This window comes from Kribbella sp. VKM Ac-2569, from assembly GCF_004216905.1.
Taxonomy (GTDB): domain Bacteria; phylum Actinomycetota; class Actinomycetes; order Propionibacteriales; family Kribbellaceae; genus Kribbella.
On the sequence record NZ_SGXJ01000006.1, the window covers coordinates 13,827 to 35,295 of the forward strand.

Annotated in this window: 17 protein-coding genes; 11 read left to right on the top strand and 6 right to left on the bottom strand. The window is 68.9% G+C overall.

Annotated elements, in window-relative coordinates:
- Nucleotides 1-17: 17 nt before the first annotated feature.
- Nucleotides 18-650, top strand: coding sequence for a transglycosylase family protein (locus EV649_RS34090; protein WP_130387816.1), 633 nt, complete (start codon nt 18-20; stop codon nt 648-650).
- A gap of 134 nt (nt 651-784) precedes the next feature.
- Here the strand turns inward: EV649_RS34090 and EV649_RS34095 are convergent, their stop codons facing one another.
- The 3 genes from EV649_RS34095 to EV649_RS34105 are packed head-to-tail and all read right to left on the bottom strand — an operon-like array spanning nt 785 to nt 2,661.
- The gene (locus tag EV649_RS34095; RefSeq protein WP_130387817.1) at nt 785-1,435 is read right to left on the bottom strand and encodes a class I SAM-dependent methyltransferase; all 651 of its coding nucleotides are present in this window, start codon (nt 1,433-1,435) and stop codon (nt 785-787) included.
- A 4-nt stretch (nt 1,436-1,439) separates the two neighbouring features.
- Nucleotides 1,440-2,081, bottom strand: a complete 642-nt coding sequence (locus EV649_RS34100; RefSeq protein ID WP_130387818.1) for a Pr6Pr family membrane protein — start codon at nt 2,079-2,081, stop codon at nt 1,440-1,442.
- A 40-nt stretch (nt 2,082-2,121) separates the two neighbouring features.
- Nucleotides 2,122-2,661, bottom strand: a complete 540-nt coding sequence (locus EV649_RS34105; protein WP_130387819.1) for a 2TM domain-containing protein — start codon at nt 2,659-2,661, stop codon at nt 2,122-2,124.
- A 77-nt stretch (nt 2,662-2,738) separates the two neighbouring features.
- Between EV649_RS34105 and EV649_RS34110 the strand changes: the two genes are divergently transcribed.
- From EV649_RS34110 to EV649_RS34120, 3 genes are all read left to right on the top strand, one after another.
- The gene (locus EV649_RS34110) at nt 2,739-3,347 is read left to right on the top strand and encodes a TetR family transcriptional regulator C-terminal domain-containing protein (protein ID WP_130387820.1); all 609 of its coding nucleotides are present in this window, start codon (nt 2,739-2,741) and stop codon (nt 3,345-3,347) included.
- A 72-nt stretch (nt 3,348-3,419) separates the two neighbouring features.
- Entirely contained in the window at nt 3,420-3,932 is a 513-nt protein-coding gene (locus EV649_RS34115) for an AAA family ATPase (RefSeq protein WP_130387821.1), read from the top strand.
- A gap of 34 nt (nt 3,933-3,966) precedes the next feature.
- Nucleotides 3,967-6,069, top strand: coding sequence for a molybdopterin-dependent oxidoreductase (locus EV649_RS34120; RefSeq protein ID WP_130387822.1), 2,103 nt, complete (start codon nt 3,967-3,969; stop codon nt 6,067-6,069).
- On the opposite strand, the gene EV649_RS34125 is transcribed toward EV649_RS34120, so the two are convergent.
- The gene (locus EV649_RS34125; protein ID WP_130387823.1) at nt 6,041-7,048 is read right to left on the bottom strand and encodes a LacI family DNA-binding transcriptional regulator; all 1,008 of its coding nucleotides are present in this window, start codon (nt 7,046-7,048) and stop codon (nt 6,041-6,043) included. The genes EV649_RS34120 and EV649_RS34125 overlap by 29 nt on opposite strands.
- Nucleotides 7,049-7,346: 298 nt before the next feature.
- Here EV649_RS34125 and EV649_RS34130 point away from each other — a divergent pair, with 298 nt between their 5' ends.
- From EV649_RS34130 to EV649_RS34145, 4 genes are all read left to right on the top strand, one after another.
- Entirely contained in the window at nt 7,347-8,096 is a 750-nt protein-coding gene (locus tag EV649_RS34130) for a sugar phosphate isomerase/epimerase (RefSeq protein ID WP_130387824.1), read from the top strand.
- Complete coding sequence (locus EV649_RS34135) at nt 8,093-9,190, top strand: Gfo/Idh/MocA family oxidoreductase (RefSeq protein WP_130387825.1); 1,098 nt, start codon at nt 8,093-8,095, stop codon at nt 9,188-9,190. Before EV649_RS34130 ends, EV649_RS34135 begins: the two co-directional genes overlap by 4 nt.
- 5 nt (nt 9,191-9,195) lie before the next feature.
- On the top strand, nt 9,196-9,804 hold the full coding sequence (locus tag EV649_RS34140; RefSeq protein ID WP_130387826.1) for an SGNH/GDSL hydrolase family protein: 609 nt from the start codon (nt 9,196-9,198) through the stop codon (nt 9,802-9,804).
- Between the two features lie 71 nt (nt 9,805-9,875).
- Nucleotides 9,876-12,311 (top strand): glycoside hydrolase family 2 protein, encoded by a 2,436-nt coding sequence (locus tag EV649_RS34145; protein WP_130387827.1) that lies wholly within the window; start codon nt 9,876-9,878, stop codon nt 12,309-12,311.
- A 26-nt stretch (nt 12,312-12,337) separates the two neighbouring features.
- On the opposite strand, the gene EV649_RS34150 is transcribed toward EV649_RS34145, so the two are convergent.
- Nucleotides 12,338-13,798: an NAD-dependent succinate-semialdehyde dehydrogenase gene (locus EV649_RS34150; protein WP_130387828.1), complete on the bottom strand. Its 1,461-nt coding sequence runs from the start codon at nt 13,796-13,798 to the stop codon at nt 12,338-12,340.
- 34 nt (nt 13,799-13,832) lie between these two features.
- Nucleotides 13,833-14,861, bottom strand: coding sequence for an MsnO8 family LLM class oxidoreductase (locus EV649_RS34155; protein WP_241999038.1), 1,029 nt, complete (start codon nt 14,859-14,861; stop codon nt 13,833-13,835).
- A 316-nt stretch (nt 14,862-15,177) separates the two neighbouring features.
- Between EV649_RS34155 and EV649_RS34160 the strand changes: the two genes are divergently transcribed.
- From EV649_RS34160 to EV649_RS34170, 3 genes are all read left to right on the top strand, one after another.
- Entirely contained in the window at nt 15,178-18,156 is a 2,979-nt protein-coding gene (locus tag EV649_RS34160; RefSeq protein WP_130387830.1) for a type 2 lanthipeptide synthetase LanM family protein, read from the top strand.
- A gap of 13 nt (nt 18,157-18,169) precedes the next feature.
- On the top strand, nt 18,170-18,385 hold the full coding sequence (locus EV649_RS34165) for a hypothetical protein (RefSeq protein WP_130387831.1): 216 nt from the start codon (nt 18,170-18,172) through the stop codon (nt 18,383-18,385).
- Nucleotides 18,386-18,496: 111 nt separating this feature from the next.
- Entirely contained in the window at nt 18,497-21,421 is a 2,925-nt protein-coding gene (locus tag EV649_RS34170) for an AAA family ATPase (RefSeq protein ID WP_130387832.1), read from the top strand.
- The last annotated feature ends 48 nt before the right edge of the window (nt 21,422-21,469 follow it).

Here is a 21,469-nt window from a genome sequence, read left to right on the forward strand (position 1 = left end):
CAAGGAGCGCTTTTCAGATGTCCAAGGCCCGACATGCGCGCACCCGGCGAAGTACCCGCCGGGTGGCTCGAACCCTCTCCATCGCCGGTCTGGGAGCCGGCATCACCGCGGCCGGCGCCGGTGCGGCGTTCGCGACCGACTACCAGGTCAAGTCCGGTGACACCCTCTCCGAGATCGCCCAGGCCAACGGCGCCGACTGGCACGAGCTGGCCCGGATCAACAACCTGAAGGACCCCAACCTCATCCTGATCGGGCAGACCCTGTCGCTGGACGGCGTGAAGAAGGCCGCCACCTCTGCGCCGAAGAAGGTCACCAAGAAGGCCGAGAAGAAGACCTCGAAGTCCGAGAAGACCGAGCGCAAGGCCCGGTCCAGCCGTTCCGAGGACCGCCCGGCGACCAGGAGCGGCAAGGCCAACCTGAGCGGTGCCTGGGCCAAGGTCGCGAACTGCGAGTCCAGCGGCAACCCGCGCGCGGTGAACCCGGCCGGCTACTACGGGCTGTTCCAGTTCGACCTCCGGACCTGGCGCAGCGTCGGCGGTTCAGGCAACCCGGCGAAGGCCTCCGCGGCCGAACAGTTGATGCGTGCGAAGAAGCTCTACGCGCAGCGCGGCGCCTCCCCGTGGCCCGTCTGCGGCAAGTACCTCCGCTGACCCGGCAGCCGGGCGGGCCGGTGGTAGACCGTCCTCCCACCACCTGCCCGGCACACCCCTGGACGCTTCCCGCTCATCGTGGCGGGTAGGCGCAAACTCATCCGTGAGCGCGATGAGCGGGAAGCACCAGTGGATCAGGCGCGCTTGATGACGAGCATCTCGTCGGCGCCGACCTGGAACTCGAAGGGCACCTTGCGGATCTCGTAGGTCACGCCCTCGAGTGAGTCCAGCAGTTCCGGCAGCCACGGGATCGGTTCGCCGGCCCCCTGCAGCACCAGCGGGAAGATCCGCACCTCGGCGTTGCTGACCCGGATCAGTTCACGCAGCGCGGTCTCGTGCCAGTCCCGGTCGTACTTATCTGCCCAGGTGAACAGCAGGTGCGAGCACAGCACCAACTCGAACCGCCGATCGCCGAACGGCAGATCCGGCAGTCCCGCGGCGACGTACCGCTCCGGCGCGGCCGCGACGTCCTGCAGGAACCGGTCGGCCGCCTCGATTCGGAGCTGGTCCTTCCGCTCCGGCGATCCGTACCAGTGCCAGACGAAACTGCCCTCGTGCTCGCCGATGATCCCCGACGTCGCCGGCAGGCTGCGCCGGACACTGTCGACGAGTTCGGGATGGTCCAGCTCGTACGCCGGATCGACGGCGATCGCGTCCACGCCGCGGGCCGCGGCCTCGGCGGTGAAGCCGGCGCCACCCGCGCAGCAGTCGAGCACGGAGTCGGGGAGTTCCTTCAGGTCGAACATCGCTTCGTACTCGGCGTACGAGCGCGAGGTCACCAGCACGGGTCTACCTTTCGACGGTTGTCTTCCGGCGCAGCCTGCCGTCGAGGGTGGTCGCCCCCGCCGCCAGAGCCAGGAACAGTACCGCCACCAGCAGACAGTTCAGTAGCACCCGCCCGTAGCCGTGCTCGTCGACGTTCACGAACGGGTACGGGTAGAAACCGACGAACGCGCCGCGCACCAGCGTGAACACCAGCCACAGCACCGGGTACACGATCGACCACCCGACGACCCGCCAGTCGGTGAGACCGCGCGGCCCGAACAGCAGCCAGCCCAGTACGCCGACCACCGGCGCGGCGGTGTGCAGCAGCAAGTTCGCGACCGACCCCCAGCCGTGCAGGTCGTCGGTCCCGGCCAGTACGGCGTGGTAGACGATCCCCGTCACCGCGATACAGAGCACGCCATTCAGCCGGAGCGTCTTGAACAGCTCGTCACCCGACCGGCCCGGCTGCACCGCGAGCATCAACGCCGTCCCGCCGAGCAAGAGGTTCGACTGGATCGTGAAGAAGGCGAACACGTTGAACACCCGCTCCGGGTTGTCCGGGAAGAACCCCTCGCTCCCGTTCGCCGTCACCGCCAACTGGATGACGATCCCGCACACCACGATCAACCCGGTGATCGCCGCCCAGACCCGCCCGACCTTTGTCATGCCGAGAATGTACGACGAGTCACCGTGTGATTCCGGGAGGTCAGACGGACTGCTTCTCCCGGGACGCCCCGTCGAACGAGTAGCTGAACGAGACGACGGCGTCGATCGCCAGCACGAGCGTCCAGGTGCCGGCCGGGGCGAGCACCGCGTCGTACCCGCGACCGGAGAGCAGGCCGAGGCCGATCATGATGCCGACGCCGACGCCGTACGCGAGCAGGTGTCGGAACCAGCCGGCGCGTTCGCGGCGGGCGCGCTCCGGACCTTTCTTCGGCGGCTTCACCGGACGCGGCGCGCCACCCATGAAGTGTGCGGCCCACTGGTCCGCCCACTTCAGCGTCTGGTGCCCGAACCCGACGCTGACGCCGATGAAGATCGCGGCCAGCGAGTGCTTGAACGAGGGCTCCGCTCCCCGGTGGATGTCCAGGACGCTCGCGACCAGCATCACGACGTCGACCAGGGGTACGCCGGCCAGCAGGACGAGACCGGCCTTCGGCTGCCGCAGCAGGTAGCGCGTCACCAGGCCGGCAGCGAGCAGGACCCAGAATCCGATCTCACACGCGGCGATCACAGCGATCAGCACAGCGTCCCTCCCGAGAAAGTTTTCAGTACGACTGTGTTGTAAAACGAGACTAACACAGGTGTGCTAAAAAGGACGGCATGCCGAAGATCGTCGACCACACCGCCCGTCGCGAGGAGATCGCCGAGGCGCTGTGGCGGGTGGTCCGCCGGGACGGGATCCGGGCGGCCTCGGTCCGCACCATCGCCGCCGAGGCGGGCTGGTCCGCGGGCGCGGTGCGGTACTACTTCCCGGACCAGGACGGGCTGCTCAGCTTCGCGATGGACCTGGTCTCGCGCCGGGTGACCGAGCGGATCAGCGCGATCGAGCACAAGGGCAGTGTGCAGACCATCGTGCTGCGCTACCTGGACGAGGTTCTCCCCTTGGACGCCGAGCGCCGAGCCGAGTTCGACATCTGGCTGGCGTTCACGGCGCAGGCCCGGGCCGAATCCGACGCCGGCGCACTGCAGGAACACCTCGACACGGTGCACAACGGACTGCGCAAACTCTGCGAGTCGCTGCTCCGCTCGCTCGCCGATGCGGGCGTGCTGAAGGACGGTCTCGATCTGCGCCGCGAGGTCGACCTCCTGCACGCCGTACTCGACGGCCTCGCACTGCACGCGGCGATCCAGCCCGAGCGCACCACACCGTCGCGGCTGCGGCAGCTGATGCGCCACCATCTGGAGTCGCTGATGGCCGAAAACCCCTGACAAACCTGGGGTTTTCGAAGAAGAATCGCCGAGACCGGACTAAAACGTCGCGGCACGTGGCACGATCACCGCATGGAGTCCGAGGGGGTGATCGTCGTCAGTGGAATCATGGCGGCGGGGAAGTCGTCGGTGTCCCAAATGCTCGCCGAGAGATTCCAGTACGGCGTGCATCTTCGGGGGGACGTTTTCCGGCGAATGATCGTCAGTGGTCAGGCCTCGATGGCCGACGACGTACTCGAGGCACAACGCCAATTGCAGCTGCGCTACCGGCTGGCCTGCCTGTCCGCCGACGAGTACGCGAACGCCGGGTTCACGGTGGTCCTGCAGGACGTGGTGATCGGTGAATTGCTGCGCGAATTCCTGGACGGCATCCAGACCCGGCCGCGGTACCTCGTCGTACTGACGCCGCGACCGGAGGTCATCTCGACCCGGCTCGGCGGCGCGCACCATCTGGTCGACGAGCTCGACTACGAGCTGCACGCGTTCAGTCCGCGGCGCGGGTTGTGGCTGGACAACTCCGATCTGTCGGTCGGTGAGACCGTGGACGCGATCCTCGGACGTCTCGACGAGGCGCGCTTCGACTGATGCGGCTTTCGCTACCCGAGGGTAGTTTGAGTGGATGACCGTACGGCGGACGTCCTGCAATCTCTGTGAAGCGATCTGCGGTGTCCTGGTGACCGTCGAGGACGGCAAGGTCACCGACATCCGCGGCGACGAGTCCGACCCGCTGTCGCGCGGTCACATCTGCCCGAAGGCGGTCGCACTACGCGATCTCCAGGACGACCCCGATCGGTTGACGACGCCGGTACGACGTACTCCGGACGGCTGGCAGGAGATCGGGTGGGAGGCGGCGTACGAGCTCGTCGTCGACAAGCTCACCGGGATCCAGCGCGAGCACGGGCGGAACTCGGTCGGGGTGTACCTGGGGAACCCGAACGTGCACAGTCTCGGCGCGCTCACGCACATGCCGACGATGGTCCGGCAGTTGCGGACCCGGAACCGGTTCAGCGCGACCTCGATCGACCAGTTGCCGCACATGCTGGCGTCGTACCTGCTGTACGGGCACCAGTTGATGGTCGCGGTGCCGGACATCGACCGGACGTCGTACCTGTTGATGTTCGGGGCGAATCCGCTGGCGTCGAACGGCAGCATGATGACCGCGCCCGGGTTCGGAAAACGTTTGAAGGAGTTGCGGAAACGCGGCGGAAAGCTGGTCGTCATCGACCCCCGCCGGACCGAGACTGCAGCGGTTTCCGACGAGCACCATTTCGTCCGTCCGGGAACGGATGCGGCGTTTCTGCTCGCGGTCATCCATGAGGTGATCACGCAGGGCTCCGCGCGGCCGGCGGCGTACGTCGACGGGTTCGAGGCCGTGGAGGCAGCGGTCGAGGCGTGGACGCCGGAGCGGGCGGCGGGGATCACCGGGATTCCCGCGGACGTGATCCGGCGGATCGCGCGGGAGTTCGCGGCGGCCGAGCGAGCGGCCTGTTACGGGCGGGTCGGGGTGTCGACGCAGCAGTTCGGCGCGGTCTGCCAGTGGGCGATCCAGGTGCTGAACATCATCACCGGCAACCTCGACCGGCCCGGCGGGACGATGTTCCCGCGGCCGGCGGTGAACCCGTTGCTCGGGCTCGGGCGCGGGCATGTCGGCGTCTGGAAGAGCCGGGTGCGCGGGTTGCCGGAGTTCGGCGGTGAGCTGCCGGTGTCGACGATGGCGGAGGAGATCCTGACGCCGGGCGAGGGCCAGATCCGGGCGATGGTGACGGTCGCCGGGAACCCGGTGCTGTCGACACCGGACGGGCGGCGGCTGGACGAGGCGCTCGAGTCGCTGGACTTCATGGTCGCGGTGGATCCGTACATCAACGAGACGACGCGGCACGCCGACGTGATCCTGCCGCCGGCGCCGCCCCTGGAGCGGGACCACTACGACATCGTGTTCCATCAGCTCGCCGTACGGAACACGGCGCGGTGGAACGACGCCGTACTCCCGAAGCCCGCCGAGGCGCGGCACGACTGGGAGATCTTCCGGGATCTCGGGCTGGCTTTGGTACGGCGTACTCCGTGGAGCCGGCGCCGGGTCGAGACGACGGCCCGGCTGCGGTTGTCGCCGCGACGGATCGTGGACGCGGGGTTGCGGATCGGGCCCTATCGGTTGTCCGTCGGGAAGTTGCGGCGTTCGCCGGGCGGGGTCGATCTGGGGCCGTTGCAGCCGGCGTTGCCCGGGGCGTTGCACAAGAAGTCGAAGCGGATCGATCTCGCGCAGCGGATGATCCTGGACGACCTGCCGCGGCTCGACGCGTTGACCACTGTTGCGGTCGACGAGCTCCTGCTGATCGGCCGCCGGCACCTGCGCAACAACAACTCCTGGATGCACAACTCCGCGCGACTGGTGAAGGGGAAGCCGCGCCACCAGCTCCTGATGCATCCGCACGACCTGGCCGACCGCGACCTCGCCGACGGCCAGGTGGTGACCGTTACCTCCGCCGCCGGGTCCATCTCGGTGGAGGTTGCCTCCAGCAACGACATCATGCCGGGTGTGGTCAGCCTGCCGCACGGCTTCGGCCACAACCGGCCCGGCACTCACCTGACGGTCGCCAATCAGCTCGCAGGGCCGAGCGCCAACGACATCACCGATCGCAACCGCATCGACCCCACGTCCGGCACCGCGGCCGTCAACGGAGTCCCCGTGACCGTTACCGCGGGGCAGAGCTCTCCCGAATGAGCAGCAGCGGCGTCGAGTACAGGTGGGACTGAGGTTGGGCGCCTGCCAGGACATCCAGCAGGCGGTGCATCACCTCGGCGCCGTAGCCGACCACGTTGTGACTCAGAGCCGTGAGGGTCGGATGCGTGATCCGGCAGAGGGCCGAGTCGTCCCAGGCGACCAAGGTGATGTCGTCCGGGATGCGTAGGCCGAGCGCCTGGATGACGGCCATACCGGCCACTGCCATCAGGTCGTTGTCGTAGATGATCGCCGTCGGCCGTGGGATAGCGGCCAGTACGTCGCGGGTCGCATCGGCACCCTGCGTTGCCGAGTAGTCGGTGTGATGGATCGAGGCTGTCAGCGCGAGCCGGCGGGCAGCCACGTCGTACGCCTGGTCACGGATCCAGACGTCGCCGAACTCGGGCGGACCGGCGACCCGCGCGATCACCCGGTGCCCGAGGGACTCCACATGATCGAGCGCCGCGGTCATCGCCGCGGTGCCGTCGGTCCACACGCACGGCATCCCGTCCGCGAGGGCGGGATCACCGACCAGAACGGCCGGCAGACCGAGCTTGCGCAGTACCGGGATCCGGGGATCGGCGACGCGGAGGTCGACGACGATCACGCCGTCGACCCGGCGCTCGGCGGACCACTTCCGGTACGTCGCGATCTCCTCGTCCAGGTCGGCCACGACCTGCAGGGCCAACGCGAACGACTTCTCCGACAGGACCGATTCGACGCCGCCGACGAAGCCCATGAAGTACGGCTCCTCGATCAGCGTCTGCGCGGACCTGGCGAGCACCAGCCCGAACGTCTCACTGCGCGCGGCGGACAGTTGCCGCGCGGCCCGGTTCGGCACCCACTCCAGTTCGGCGGCGACCTTCAGCACGCGCGCCCGGGTCGCCTCCGACACACCGGGCTGGTTGTTGAGCGCATACGACACCGCTCCTTGGGAGACCCCACAACGCCTGGCGATCTCTTTGATGGTCACACGAGACACGACAACACCCTCCTCACGGGCGGCCGGATCGCTGACGGTCGATCCAGCACCCTTCAGTGTTGCGCCGTTTCAACCCTCTGTCATCACCTGGGCACACAAAGTGACCGTTTGATCAAACCCGTGGCACCCGGCGAAAACTGACGGTTGCGGCTGTTGGTGACCGCCCAGTCGTTGGGCGGAGGGTGGTGTGGACGGGGCCGATTGGGATACGGTTTCCTTCGTTACTTAACCGGTTCGGCTTATCAATCGGCGTTGACCCCAGGGCAGCGGGTAAAGGCGCCGCCGACAAGGAGAAACCATGGTCGCAAAGGACCACCTGTCCCTCCAGCTCTACACGGTCCGGGGCAAACTCGAAGAGGACTTCGACGGCACCCTGGCCCGGATCGCGGAGATCGGCTACACCAAGGTCGAGCCCTTCGGTGTGACCGCCTACGCGGATCGTCTGGCCGAGGCGCTGCCCAAGCACGGACTCTCGGCCCCGACCACGCACGCCGGCCTGCTCCGCGAGGACAGCGCCCCGATCTACGCCGCCGCCGAGCGGCTCGGCATCACCACGGTCATCGACCCGCACACCGACCCGGCGCGCTGGCAGTCGGCCGACGAGATCAAGGTCATCGCCGACGGCCTGAACAAGGCCGCGGTCGAGGCCGCCGGCCACGGCATCACGGTCGGGTACCACAACCACCAGTTCGAGCTCGAGTCGAAGATCGGCGGCGTGCACGGCCTGGAGATCCTGGTGGACAACCTGTCCGACGAAGTGATCCTCGAGGTCGACACGTACTGGGCCGCGGTCGGCGGTGCCGACGTACCGGCGCTGCTGAAGAAGTTCGGCGACCGGGTCACGGCGATCCACGTCAAGGACGGCGACGGCACCCTGGACAACAAGGCGCAGGTCGCGGTCGGCGACGGCATCATCGCGGTCCGGGACATCCTGGCCGCCGCTCCGCAGGCGCTCCGCGTGGTCGAGCTGGACGACTTCTCCGGCGAGATCCTCGACGCGGTCGCGGGCAGCTACGCGTTCCTGACCGGAGAGGGTGCACCTGAATGAGCCCGGTCGGTGTAGGTGTTGTCGGCGCCGGAGTGATCTCCGACGCCTACATCAAGAGTATGCAGAGCTTCCCGGACCTGAAGGTCGTCGCGATCGGCGACCTCCGGCCGGAGGCCGCCAAGGAGAAGGCCGAGCAGTACGGCATCGAGACCCACGGGGGTCCCGAGGCGGTGCTGAGCAACCCGGACGTCGAGATCGTGGTCAACCTGACCATCCCGGTCGCGCACGTCGAGGTGGCCCTCGCCGCGGTGGCAGCCGGTAAGCACGTCTGGAGCGAGAAGCCGTTCTCGCTCGACCAGGAAAGCGGCCTGAAACTGCTGGCGACGGCACAGGACGCGGGCGTGCGGCTGGGCTGCGCACCCGACACGATCCTGGGCCCGGGTCTGCAGGAGTCCCGCCGGATCATCGAGCGCGGTGACATCGGTACGCCGTTGACCGCACTCAGCCTGATGCAGTCCCCCGGTCCGGAGTCCTGGCACCCGAACCCGGCGTTCCTGTTCCAGGAGGGCGCGGGTCCGCTGTGGGACATCGGCCCGTACTACCTGACCACGCTGGTCCAGCTCTTCGGTCCGGTCGCCGCGGTCGCGGGGCTCGGCTCGAAGTCGCGGGAGAAGCGCACCATCGGCTCCGGTCCGCTGGCGGGGACCGACTTCGACGTCACCGTGCCGACGCACGTCAGCGCGATCGCGAAGTTCGAGTCGGGTCAGTCGTCGCAGAGCATCTTCAGCTTCGACTCGCCGCTCCCGCGGGCCGGGTTCGTCGAGATCACCGGATCCGAGGCGACGCTCGCCGTACCGGACCCGAACGGCTTCGACGGTGCGATCAAGATCCGCCGTCGCGGTGCGGAGGACTGGGAGACGATCGCCGACACGAAGGCGGTCGCGCAGCGCGGTACCGGCGTACTCGAGATGGCACGCGCCATCCGGGCCGACCGGCCGCACCGGGCGACCGGGGCGCTGGCGTTCCACATCGTCGACGTGATGGCCTCCATCACCGACTCGATCGACACCGGCGCGTTCGTGGACGTGAAGAGCACGGTCGAGGTCGCGGCGATCCTGCCGGACGACTGGGACGTCACCGCGGCCACCCTCTGACGACCGTGACGAACATCCTCCTCGATCCCCGGCGGACCGTCGTGTTCGCCGGGGACTCGGTGACCGACTGCGGCCGCCGCACCGACCCCGACGGGCTCGGCGACGGCTACGTCCGCAACCTGTACGACGATCTCGGCGAACGCCAGCCGGCGATTGTCAACGCCGGCATCAGTGGCAACCGGGCGGCCGATCTGGCCGCCCGGTGGGCCGCCGACGTACTGACCCACGATCCGTCGCTGGTGTCGATCATGATCGGGATCAACGACACCTGGCGGCGGTACGACGAGGACGACCCGACGACACCTGAGGACTTCGAGGCGTCGTACCGGTCACTGCTCGACCCGCTGTCGTGTCCGGTGGTCCTGATGGAGCCGTTCCTGCTGCCGGTGAAGGACGGGCAGGAGGAGTGGCGGGAGGACCTGGACCCGAAGCTCGACGTGGTCCGGAAGCTGGCCGTCGAGTACGGCGCGATCCTCGTTCCCACCGATGTCGAGCTGACCAAGCAAGCAGGATCCGTCGGGCCGGCGGCGCTGGCCGGCGACGGCGTACACCCGTCCGCCGCCGGACATCGTGCCCTCGCCGATCTGTGGCGACGGTACGTCCTGGACGCCTGACGTTCACCGCTCCCCGGTTTTCGCGGGGAGCGGCGCTGTTCTACTAAACCGGTTCACCTGGGAGCCCGACTGTGACATCACTCAAGACCTTCGACCTGACCACCGACGGCGGTGCGGCCTGGACCGTGCAAGCGGTCGAAGGTCCGGCACCTGACGGCCTGATCGGACGCGCCGTGGCCGCGACCGTGCCGGGCGAGGTGCACACCGACCTGCTCGCCGCCGGTGAGATCCCGGACCCGTTCGACGGCGACAACGAGTCGGCGCTGCACTGGATCGGCCGCACCCGCTGGAGTTTCCGGACCACGTTCAGCTGGGTCGCCGATGGCAACGAGCGGCAGGAGCTGGTGGCCGAGGGTCTGGACACGGTCGCGACGGTCACGCTGAACGGCCAGGAACTCGGCCGGACGGCGAACCAGCATCGCTCGTACCGGTTCGACGTCACCGGCGCACTGGTTGCCGGGGACAACGAGCTGGTGATCGAGTTCGAGGGGCCGGTGGCGGCGGCCGAGGCGGAGCGGGCGAAGGTCGGCAGCTGGCCGCACACGAACCTGCACCCATACAACGAGCTGCGGAAGATGGCCTCGAACTTCGGGTGGGACTGGGGACCGGACGTCGCGACCGCGGGGATCTGGCGGCCGATCCGGATCGAGTCCTGGTCCGGCGTACGCATCGACTCGGTCCGGCCGCTCGCGGGCGCCGACGGTGTTCTGAACACCTTTGTCTCATTGGTCTGGACCGACACCGCCGCCGAGTACGCCACCGTCACCGTGGACGTCGGCGGGACGACGCAGTCCGTGAGCGTGAAGCCCGGCACCGACACCGCCGTCGTCACCAACAGGGTCCCCGCGGTGGATCTCTGGTGGCCGCGAGGGTATGGCGAGCAGCCGTTGTACGACGTGACGGTGACGCTGGCCGACGACGCGTGGACCGGCCGGGTCGGCTTCCGGGATATCAGCGTGAACGTTGCCCCGGACAACGACGGTACGCCGTTCGTACTGTCCGTGAACGGCAAGCCGATCTATGTCCGCGGCGCGAACTGGATCCCCGACGACGCGTTCGTCACCCGGCTGAACGCGGACACGTACCGGACGAGCATCGAGGACGCGGTCGACGCCGGCATGAACCTGCTGCGCGTCTGGGGCGGCGGGATCTACGAGAGCGAAGACTTCTACGACGTCTGCGACGAGCTGGGAATCCTTGTCTGGCAGGACTTCCTGTTCGCGTGTGCGGCGTACTCCGAGGACGAGCCGCTCCGGAGCGAGGTCGAGGCCGAGGCGCGCGAGGCCGTCACGCGGCTGAGCCGGCATGCCAGCCTCGCGGTGTGGAACGGCAACAACGAGAACATCTGGGGGTACGTCGAGTGGGGCTGGCGGGTCCCGCTCGCCGGGCGGGCGTGGGGCGCGGGGTACTACCTCGACCTGCTGCCGAAGATCGTCGCGGAGCTCGACCCGCGGACGCCGTACTCGGCCGGCAGCCCGTACTCGTTCGACCAGTTCATCCACCCGAACGACGACCGGCACGGGACCATGCACATCTGGGACGTCTGGAACCAGGTGGACTACACGACGTACCGCAAGTACAAGCCGCGGTTCGTGTCAGAGTTCGGGTTCCAGGGGCCGCCGGCGTGGTCGACGCTGACGTCGGTCGTGCACGACTCGCCGCTGGATCCCTACGGCGATCAGATGCTCGTGCACCAGAAGGCGTTCGAGGGCAACCTCAAGCTGGAGCGAGGACTCGGCGATCACCTGCCGATCTGGAAGAACATCGACGACTGGCACTGGACGACGCAGCTGAACCAGGCCCGGGCGATTGCTTACGGCATCGAGCATTTCCGCAGCCTGTTCCCGTTGAACACCGGCGCGGTCGTCTGGCAGCTGAACGACAACTGGCCGGTGGTCTCGTGGGCGGCTGTCGACGGGCACGGGATCCGGAAGCCGTTGTGGTACGCGTTGAAGCGCGTGTACGCCGACCGGCTGCTGACCGTGCAGCCGCGGGAGGACCAGCTGGTCGTTGCCGCGCACAACGACACCGACGCGACCTGGTCGACCGAGGTGACCGTCACGCGCCGTTCGACCGCGGGCGATGAGGTGCTGGCCCGAGAGACATTCGCGATCGAGATCGCAGCCCGGTCGGCAATTGTCAGCGAGCTTCCGGAGTCGGTTGTGGTTGCGTCGAACCCGCGCGCCGAGTATCTGGAGGTGCGTGGCGCTGACGACGTCACGGCGTACTGGTACTTCGTCGAGGACACCGAGCTGCAGCTCGCGGGCAACGCCTACACGTCCACGGTCACACCGACCGAAGGCGGGTACGACGTGACGGTCAGCGCAACCGCACTGGCGAAGGACCTGGCACTGTTCCCGGACCGGCTGGACCCGGAGGCACGAGTCGACTCGTGCCTCATCACCCTCTCCGCAGGCGAGACCCACACCTTCCACGTAACGGGCGCCGCCGCCCCGGAGGAGGTCGCCGTACCGGTCCTGCGCTCGGCAAACGACCTACTGAACTGACGGCAGGAGATACGCTGCGGGGGTGGTCAGTCGACGTTGACGGCGACGTACTTGACGTCCAGGTACTCGTCGATGCCGACGGTGCCGCCCTCGCGGCCGACGCCGGACTGTTTTACGCCGCCGAACGGTGCGGCGGGGTTGGACACGATGCCCTGGTTGAGGCCGATCATGCCGGCCTCGAGCCGTTCGGACACCCGGAGCGCGCGGCTCAGGTCCTTGGTGAACAGGTAGGAGACCAGGCCGAACTCGGTGTCGTTCGCCATCCGCACGGCCTCGTCCTCGGTCTCGAACGCCGTCAGCGGCGCGACCGGCCCGAAGATCTCCTCCTTCTGCAGCCGGGCACTTCGCGGTACGTCGGCCAGCACCGTCGGCTGGAAGAAGTACCCGTTGCCCTCGGCAATCGTCCCGCCGGTCAGCGCGCGGGCGCCCTGCGCGATCGCGTCGGCGACCAGATCGGCGACCTTGTCCCGCTGCTTCCCGTCGATCAAGGGCCCGACGTCGACGCCGTCCTCGGTGCCGCGGCCGACCTTCAGCGCGGACATCCGCTCGGTCAGGCGGGCCGCGAACTCGGCCATCACCGACGACTGCACGTAGATCCGGTTGGCCGCCGTACAGGCCTCGCCGCCGTTGCGCATCTTGGCCAGCATCGTGCCTTCGACGGCCTTGTCCAGGTCCGCGTCCTCGAACACCAGCAGCGGCGCGTTCCCACCGAGCTCCATGCTGGTCCGCAGCACCTGTTCCGACGCCTGCTCGAGCAGCTTGCGGCCGACCGGGGTCGAGCCGGTGAAGGAGAGCTTGCGGGCACGGCCGTCACGGATCAGCGGTTCCATCACGCCGCCCGCGTCGTGCGTGGTGACCACGTTGAGCACGCCGGCCGGGAGCCCGGCCTCGGTCATCAGCTCGGCCAGCTTGAGCATCGACAGCGGCGTCTGCGCAGCCGGCTTGATCACCATCGTGCAGCCGGCAGCGACCGCCGGGCCGATCTTGCGGGCGCCCATCGCCGCGGGGAAGTTCCACGGCGTGATCAGCAGGCATGGGCCGACCGGCTGGCGCATCACCAGGAAGCGGCTCGCACCGTTCGGCGCGATCTGGTAGCCGCCGTCGATCCGGACCGCTTCCTCGGCGAACCAGCGGAAGAACTCGGCCGCGTAGGCGATCTCGCCCTTCGATTCGGCGACCGGCTTGCCCATCTCGAGCGTCATCAGCAACGCGAGGTCGTCGACCCGCTCGGTCATCAGCTCATAGGTACGGCGGAGGATCTCGCCACGTTCCCGTGGTGCGGTTGCGGCCCACTCGGCCTGTGCGGCGACCGCGGCGTCCAGTGCAGCCAGGCCGTCCGCCGGGCTTGCATCGGCCACGTCGCAGAGCGTCGTACCGGTGGCCGGGTCCTCGACAGCGAGGGACCGGCCGCTGTCGGCCGCCACCCACTTGCCGCCGATGAACAACTCGGTCGGACACGCCTCGACGACTTCCCGCTCTCGTGACATGAGCCTGCCTCTCGACTAGTCGGCAGTACCCACATTAGGCCGTGGCTATGAGGGGCGGTGCAGACCTCGGGACCGTGCGGACGACCCGGGTCAGCGCGGCTGCGACGTTGCGCAGGATGGACGACCGGATCAGTCCGTCGAAGGCCAGCGGAACGAGCATGAGCTCGTCCGCGGTCGTCTCGATGACCAGCTCGCCCAGCGCGGCCGCCACGGTCGCACGGGAGCCGACAACGTGCCCCGGGTAGTCCAGCAGCCGTTCAGCCCGGCCGCGCTCGCGTCCGGTCAGCGGGGGCTCCAGCAACGCCATCAGCTGCCCTGGCGTCGCGCGCGGTCCCGCAGCGGCGAGGCGCGTCTGCACCCGAACGTACTCGGCGAACCGGATGAGCGCCTCCTCATCCGAGTCCGCTGCCACCACTCCGACCGTGGCAGCGATGTACGGCCGCGTTTTCGGCCCGGTCGGCTCGAAGTGCTCGCGGTACGCCGCCATCGCAGCGGGTGTCGTCTCTGCCGCGTAGTGATGCGCCAGGAACACCGGCAGTCCACGTGCGGCGGCTGTCATCGCAGCAGCCGGGCGATCGGCCAGTACGAACACAGGTGGTGGCTGCCCGGCCAGCGACAGCCGTACGTCGCCTACCGGTGCCCGTCCTGGCGTTCCGTCGCGCAGGAAGCCGCAGAGCTCGTCCAACCGCTGCGGAAACGTGTCGCGTGCACCACCGGCGAGTGCAGCCGCAGTGCTAGGTGCAACGCTGCTTTGCTCCGCTACACCGAGGTCGATCCGACCCGGGTACGCCGCAGCGAGCGCAGCGAACTGCTCAGCAACGACCAGCGGCTGGTGGTTGGTCAGAAGGAGCCCGCCGGCTCCCACCCGGATGCCGTCCGTGCGCGCGGCCAGAACGGCTGCGAGCACAGCCGGCGCGGCACCGCCGACACCTCGGACGCCATGCTGCTCCCCTAGCCAGAATCTGCGGTATCCGAGGTCGTCGGCGGTCAGTGCCACCTCCGCGGTTTCCCGGAGCGCGGCCGCAGCCGACTGACCGGGCAGCTGCGGTACGACGTCCAGCACAGAGTGAGCCGAGACTGGCAGTCCGGGAGCGACAGGGGTGAGCACCCGACCACATTCGCAGTGGCGGTCCGGATCCCGCATGGGGATTCGGCCCCCATCTTCCGGCAGTTATGCCCCCATCCGGAACACGCGGCCCAGCACCCGAATTTGGGGGTTCGCAGCCCTTGCCGCAGCCCTCACCGCGCAGGCAGTGTTCCCGGCGTGCCGGCGGACCGTCACCCCTAGGTCGTCACGCCACGACAGGCACTGATTGCGGAGGAAATATGGGGGCCGACTACCCATGCCCGCACCCAGGGGGCGGTGGCAGCCTGAGCGCGTGCTCAACTCCGCGATCCGCACCGACCAACCAGATGTCTGGTGGTCCGCCGGCCTGCGGCCGCACGAGCTGATCCACGCCCTCACCCGGTCCGCACCGGCCTGGGCGGAGTACGTAGAACGCAGCATCTCTCTCCCACCGAGCGCGCCTGCCGCCGGTCGAGACCCTGCAGGGACCGGTGTCACCGGCGGCCACACTTCAGGTGGGGCGGCCAGGACAGCGGGTGGGTCCGGCACGGACTGGCGGCAGGCGCTTATGCGTTGCCTGGAGCCGTTGCTCGACTCCGCTCGCCAGGACCTGACCGCGGCCGGGCACACCGGAGCCGTCGCCGAGGAGTTTCTGCAACGGCAGGGGCTCCGGCTGGTGCAGCTGGCCTCGCGGACGCTCGTCCTGGAGCTCGCCCGCGCCCGTGACCGCGGCGAGCTGGCCGGTGACACCCCGGCCGAACGCTTCCTGGACTTCACCCACCGGCTCGTCGGAGGGAGCGAGCTGGCGGAGTTCCTGGCCGCCTATCCGGTGCTGGCCCGGGTCCTGAGCGAGTCGTGCCGGCAAGGCGTCGAGGGACACCTCGAGCTGGTGGCACGACTCGCCGAGGACCGCGAGTCGCTGGTCGCCGGGCTGCTGGACGGCAGGGACCCCGGCGCCCTGACTGCGATCGAGCCCGGCGGCGACCCGCACCGCGGCGGACGCAGCACCGCGATCCTCACCTTCGCGGACGGTCGGCGGGTGGTCTACAAGCCCCGGTCGCTCGAGCTGCACAACCACTTCAACACGTTCGTGGATTGGCTGAACTCGCGATCCGCGCTGGGCATCCGCACAGTGCGGCTGCTCCCCCGCGACGGCTACGGCTGGCTGGAGTACGTCGTCCACGAGCCGTGCACCGATCTGGCCGGCGTACGGCGGTTCTACCACCGGCAAGGCGCGCTGCTGGCGTTGCTGTACGTGCTCGACGGCACGGACATGCACTTCGAGAACCTGATCGCAGCGGGCGACCAGCCGGTGCTGGTCGACCTGGAGACGTTGTTCCACCCCAGTCAGCTGCCGCTGACCGCAGTAAGCCTTGATCCGGCGTACCGCTCGCTGGTCGGCTCGGTCTACCGCACTGCGTTGCTGCCGCTGCTCGTGGCGGGTGAACACGGTATCGCGGACGTGTCCGGTCTCGGCGGGGACGACAGCTCGACGGCCCCGATGAGTGTGGTCGACTGGGCAGACGCCGGGCTGGACTCGATGCATCTGGTACGGCGTCCTGGACGGACCAAGAGCGCCGCCAACCGTCCCGCGCTCGACGGACAGCTGATGGAGCCGCGGGATCACGAGACCGCTGTGCTCACAGGGTTCCGGGCCGCGTATGAGGCGATTGCCCGGCACCGTGACGAGTTCCTCGGACCGGACGGTTTGCTGGCGCAGTGTGGTGCTGACCAGATCCGGTTCGTGCCTCGCAGTACGCGCCTGTACACGAGCTTGCTGGACGAGTCGACGCATCCGGATGCACTGCGTGACGCGGCGGGCCGGAGTCAACTGCTCGACCTGCTGTGGGATGCGGACGAGTCGCTGCACGCCATCGTTCCGTTCGAGTTGGCCGACCTGTGGGCGGGCGACGTACCGCTGTTCACCGCGCGGCCGGACAGCCGGGACGTGTGGGCGTCCGACGGCACTCGCATCGCGGACGTGCTGGCCATCCGGGGCCTGGCTGCGGTGGAGGCGAAGATCGCGAGCCTCGACGACATCGACGAGCAGCGGCAGGCCTGGCTGATCTCCGCATCTCTCGCCACGCGCCCAGAGCCGATCACGCACGCCAGCACGACCTCACGACCACACGTCGGGGCGACCGAACCGGACCCCGAGCAACTCCTGTTCGCGGCCGCGGACATCGCCGACGAGATCGTGGCGCAGGTGGTCAGCGAGAAGGGCGGTGCGGCCAACTGGCTCGGCCTCGAACTGCTCGACGACCACCACTGGGCCGTCCGTCAGATGGGCGCCGGCCTGTCCAACGGCTACACCGGTACGGCGCTCTTCCTCGCGCAGGTCGGCGTACTGACCGGCGCGAACAAGTACTGCGAGTTGGCCCGCGATGCGATCCGTCCGATCCCGCAACTGCTCGAGGCCCTCGCCGGCGACCCGGAGTCCGCCCAACTGATCGGCCCTGGCTTCCACGGGCTCGGGGGCATCAGCTACGGGCTCAACCGGCTGTCCGCACTCCTCGGCGACTCCGACCTCGCCAACTGGCTGGCCGCGTCGCTGGAGCTCAGTGAACGGCTCGAGCCGGGTCCCACCGAATTCCCGTCGTACGCCGAAGGTGCGGCGGGTGGGCTGGCCGCAATGCAAGCAATGCAAGGCTTTCCGGCCGCCGGCCGGCTGGCCGAGCGCTACGCGAATCACCTGGTGACAACCGTCGAGAGTGGGCTCCGTGGCCGAGTAGCAGCGGACCACGGCTTCGCTCGCGGCTTCCAGGGAATCGCGTGGTCGCTCGGCCAGTACGGCGTACCCGGCGACCGGTACCTGGACGCAGCTCGCACGGCGGCCGATCTGGATCGCCGCGACGGCCGCAGTGGGCACGGTGGACCAGGCTGGTGCTCCGGTGACGCTGGAACCGCGCTGGCGCGCGCCGCGACCGGAGTACCCGCGGACCTCGACGCCTACCTGAGGGCCGCAACAGAACGCCCCGTGCTCGCCGACCTGAGTCTGTGCCATGGCGAGCTCGGCGCGGTGGAGCCACTCGTGTGGCTCGCCGGACGTGAGTACCCAACTGCAGAGGCGGCACGGCGACGTCGTGCCGGGTTGGTGCTCGCGGCTGTGCAGCAGTACGGACCGCAATGCGGGACACCCCGTGCCATACCGTCTCCAGGCCTGCTGACCGGTCTGGCAGGAATCGGCTACGGACTGCTCCGTCTTGCGTTCCCCGACAGGGTTCCGTCCGTGCTCTTGCTCGAACCAACCAACGGGTCGAGGTGTGGCACAGCACCAACGCCCACACTGTGACAAGGGGAACAGCATGACCGCCCAGCACCACGATGTTCAGTCAAACCTTCCGGCCGACCAGCACTGCCCGGAGCCGGAGAGCACCGACCCGCTCGGCCCGATCACGTTGCCGAAGCGGAGCAAGGTCGGCGCGCGGGCGATGGCCCTCGCGGGGACCGTCGGCCTGAGCGCGTTCGCGGCCGCGGCCGTCGTCGCGGCGCCCGACAGCATTCCCTGGACGACGATCTAGGTCCAGTCGTCTACGAAACGTTTGACGGAGTGGCCGGCTGCCGTCCGAAAGCGGTCGGCCCCCCGTCGAACAACCTGCGCCGACAACCATCCGTCGTTACAGTTGGCAACCATGCAGACCCGCTCGCCGACTGTCGTCGGCAGAGACCTAGAGATCGAGAGCCTTGACCGCCTGCTGGCCGGAGCCCGCGGCGGTCACGGTGGTGCGATCTTCCTGGTCGGCGAGCCCGGGATCGGCAAGAGCCGGCTGGCCGCGACAGCCACCGCCCAGGCCCTCGACGCCGGTATGACGACGCTGCGCGGACGGGTCGGTGCGATCGGGACGATGGTTGCGTTCCGCCCGTTCACCGAGGCACTGCTCTCGCTGATCCGGCGCCGCGAGATGCCCACGACGGAGAGCCTCGGTCCGTACCGGCAGGTTCTCGGCCGGCTGGTGCCGGACTGGGACGACGGCAGCGCACATGCCACCGCTGCGTCACCGGTTGTACTCGGTGAGGCAGTACTGCGGCTGCTTGCCCTGGTGGGCCGGGACCGCGGTTGTCTGCTGGTTCTCGAGGACCTGCACGGATCCGACCCGGAGACGTTGGCCGTGATCGAGTACCTGCTCGACAACCTCGACGAGCAACCGATCGCACTGGTCGCGACGATGCGGTCCGAGACCTGCGCGGCGTACGAGCTGGCACAGTTGTCGGCACAGCGCGGTGCGGCCGAGCTGACCGAGCTGCACCCACTGGGCCGGAGCGAAGTGGCGGAGCTCGCCGCGGGTTGTCTGGAGGTTGCGGTCAGCGGCGTGCCCGAACAACTGGCGGACCAGTTGTGGAGCGACAGCGCCGGAATCCCTTTCATCGTCGAGGAACTGCTGCAGGAGGCGAGCCGCAGCGGACAGCTGCTGTCCGGTCCGGACGGCAGCGTGCAGATCGTCGACGACCTGCAGACGAACGTCCCGCCCGCGGTGGTGCGCAGCATCAGCAGCCGTACGGCGCAGCTCGGGTCGCAGTCGCGTGACATCCTCGTACTGGCCGCTGTGATCGGGCACCGGTTCCCACTGAGCGTCGTGCGCAAGGCGACGGGGACGGACGAACGGTTGCTGCTGGCAACGCTTCGGGCCGGCGTCGCCGCCCAGCTGGTCGGTCCGGACGAGCCGGTGCCGGACTGGTACGCCTTCCGGCATCCACTGACCGCCGAATCGCTGCTCGCCGGTCTGACGCCGACCGAACGCTCTACCTTGGCCAGTCGCTGCGCGGATGCGGTCGAGGAATTGCATCCCGGTCTGCCGGGCGAGTGGTGCCCGATGGTCGCCGAGCTGGCCGAGACCGGTGGCGACCCGATCCGCGCCGGGCGGCTGTTCGCACTGGCCGGGCGCCGGTCGTTCGACGACGGCTCGACCGGGTCGGCGGCCAACCTGCTCGACCGTGCGAACACCCTGCTCGCCGCCGATCCCGACATCAGCCACCGGGCCGACGTTCTCGGTTCGCTGCTGCTCGCGCTGAGCGCGACCGGCCGCTTCGAGCACATCGCCGCACATGCCGCGTCGGTCGACGAGCTGGCGGACCGCAACCTCGACAGCCGTAAGGTCGCCGCGCTGCACGTCCAGCTCGCGAACGCCGAGATGATGGCCGGTCGCTGGTCGGCCGCGCTGGCGCACGTCACGACCGCCCGGTCCCTGCTCGGCAGCAACGCCGGCGACGCCGACCTCGCGCCGGTGGACGTCGTCGCGGCGAACCTCGAGCTGGCCCGCACGAGTCCCGGCCGGCTCCGGGCCGCCACCGAGCTCGCCACCCGCGCGGCCTCGGCGGCGGAACGCGCGAAGCTGCCCGAGGTCGCCTGCGAGGCGCTGCAACTGCTGGGCATCCTGGCCCGCGAACACGACCTCGACGAGTCGATCGACTACTTCCACCGGGCACGGCAGGTCGCCGAGGACCACGCGATGACGTTCCAGCGGGTCGTCTCGCACATTCTCCAGGCAGGCACCATCTGCCTGGCAGGAGGCAGCATCCTCGAGCTCGAGCGGGCCCGTCAGCAGGCGCTGCGGATCGGCGCCATCCCGTTGGTGTACGAGGTGGACGGGATCCTCGGCCAGCAGGCGATCCTGCGGTCGGAGTACTCGCGGGCCGCCGAGATCATCGACGAGTGCCTCGAGGTCACCCGCCGGCTGCGGATGGGCCGGTCGGCGACGTACTTCCTGGCCACCAAGGCGATCCTCGAGGCGCACCAGGGCCGCCGGTCCGCGATGGAGTCGACGCTGGCCGAGGTCGCGAACTGGGGCGGCGAGCGCGCGTCGTACGAGCTGCCGTACTCGTATGGACTGGCGCGGGCGTTCTGCGCGCTCCTGGAGGAGAACCGCGAGCTGGCCGACTCCGAGATGGCACAGGCCCTCGCGTACGACGCACAGAACCCGACCACGCTGCACACAGCGGGAAAGAACGGTCTGGGGTTGTTGCTCGGCGTACTGTCCGGCCGGAACGGCTGGGCGCACTTCGAGGTCGTCACCGCGACCGCTGCCAGTGGGATGCGGTGGAACAAGCAGTTCGTCCAGCTGGCTCATGCCGTTCTGCTCGGGCGGGACGGACAGGTGGAGGCGGCGAACGCGATGGTGCTATCGGCGACGGAGACCGCGTCGCTGTACCCGATGGCGCACCACCTCGGTCTGCGTCTGGTGGCTGAACCCGCCCACGCGGACGGTTGGGGTGAACCGGTCACGTGGTTGCGGCGGGCCGAGGACTACTTCCACAACGCCGACGTCCAGGCAGTGGCGAGCGCGTGTCGCAGCCTGATGCGGCAACTCGGTGCGACAGTGTCACAACGGCGGAGCGGTTCGGAGCAGGTTCCGGCGTACCTGAGGCAGATGGGTATCACCACCCGCGAGTACGAGGTGTGCCGGTTGCTGGTGGACCGGATCGGTAACAAGTCGATCGCATCCCGGCTGCACATCTCGCCGCGAACCGTCGAGAAGCACGTGGCCAGCCTGATGACCAAGACGCAGCAACCGGACCGGGAGGCGCTGAGCAGTTTCGCCCGGACCGTACTTCAGGACTAAGTTGTCGACTCACGCACCGGTATCCGCCAATCGGTGGGTCAATGGACA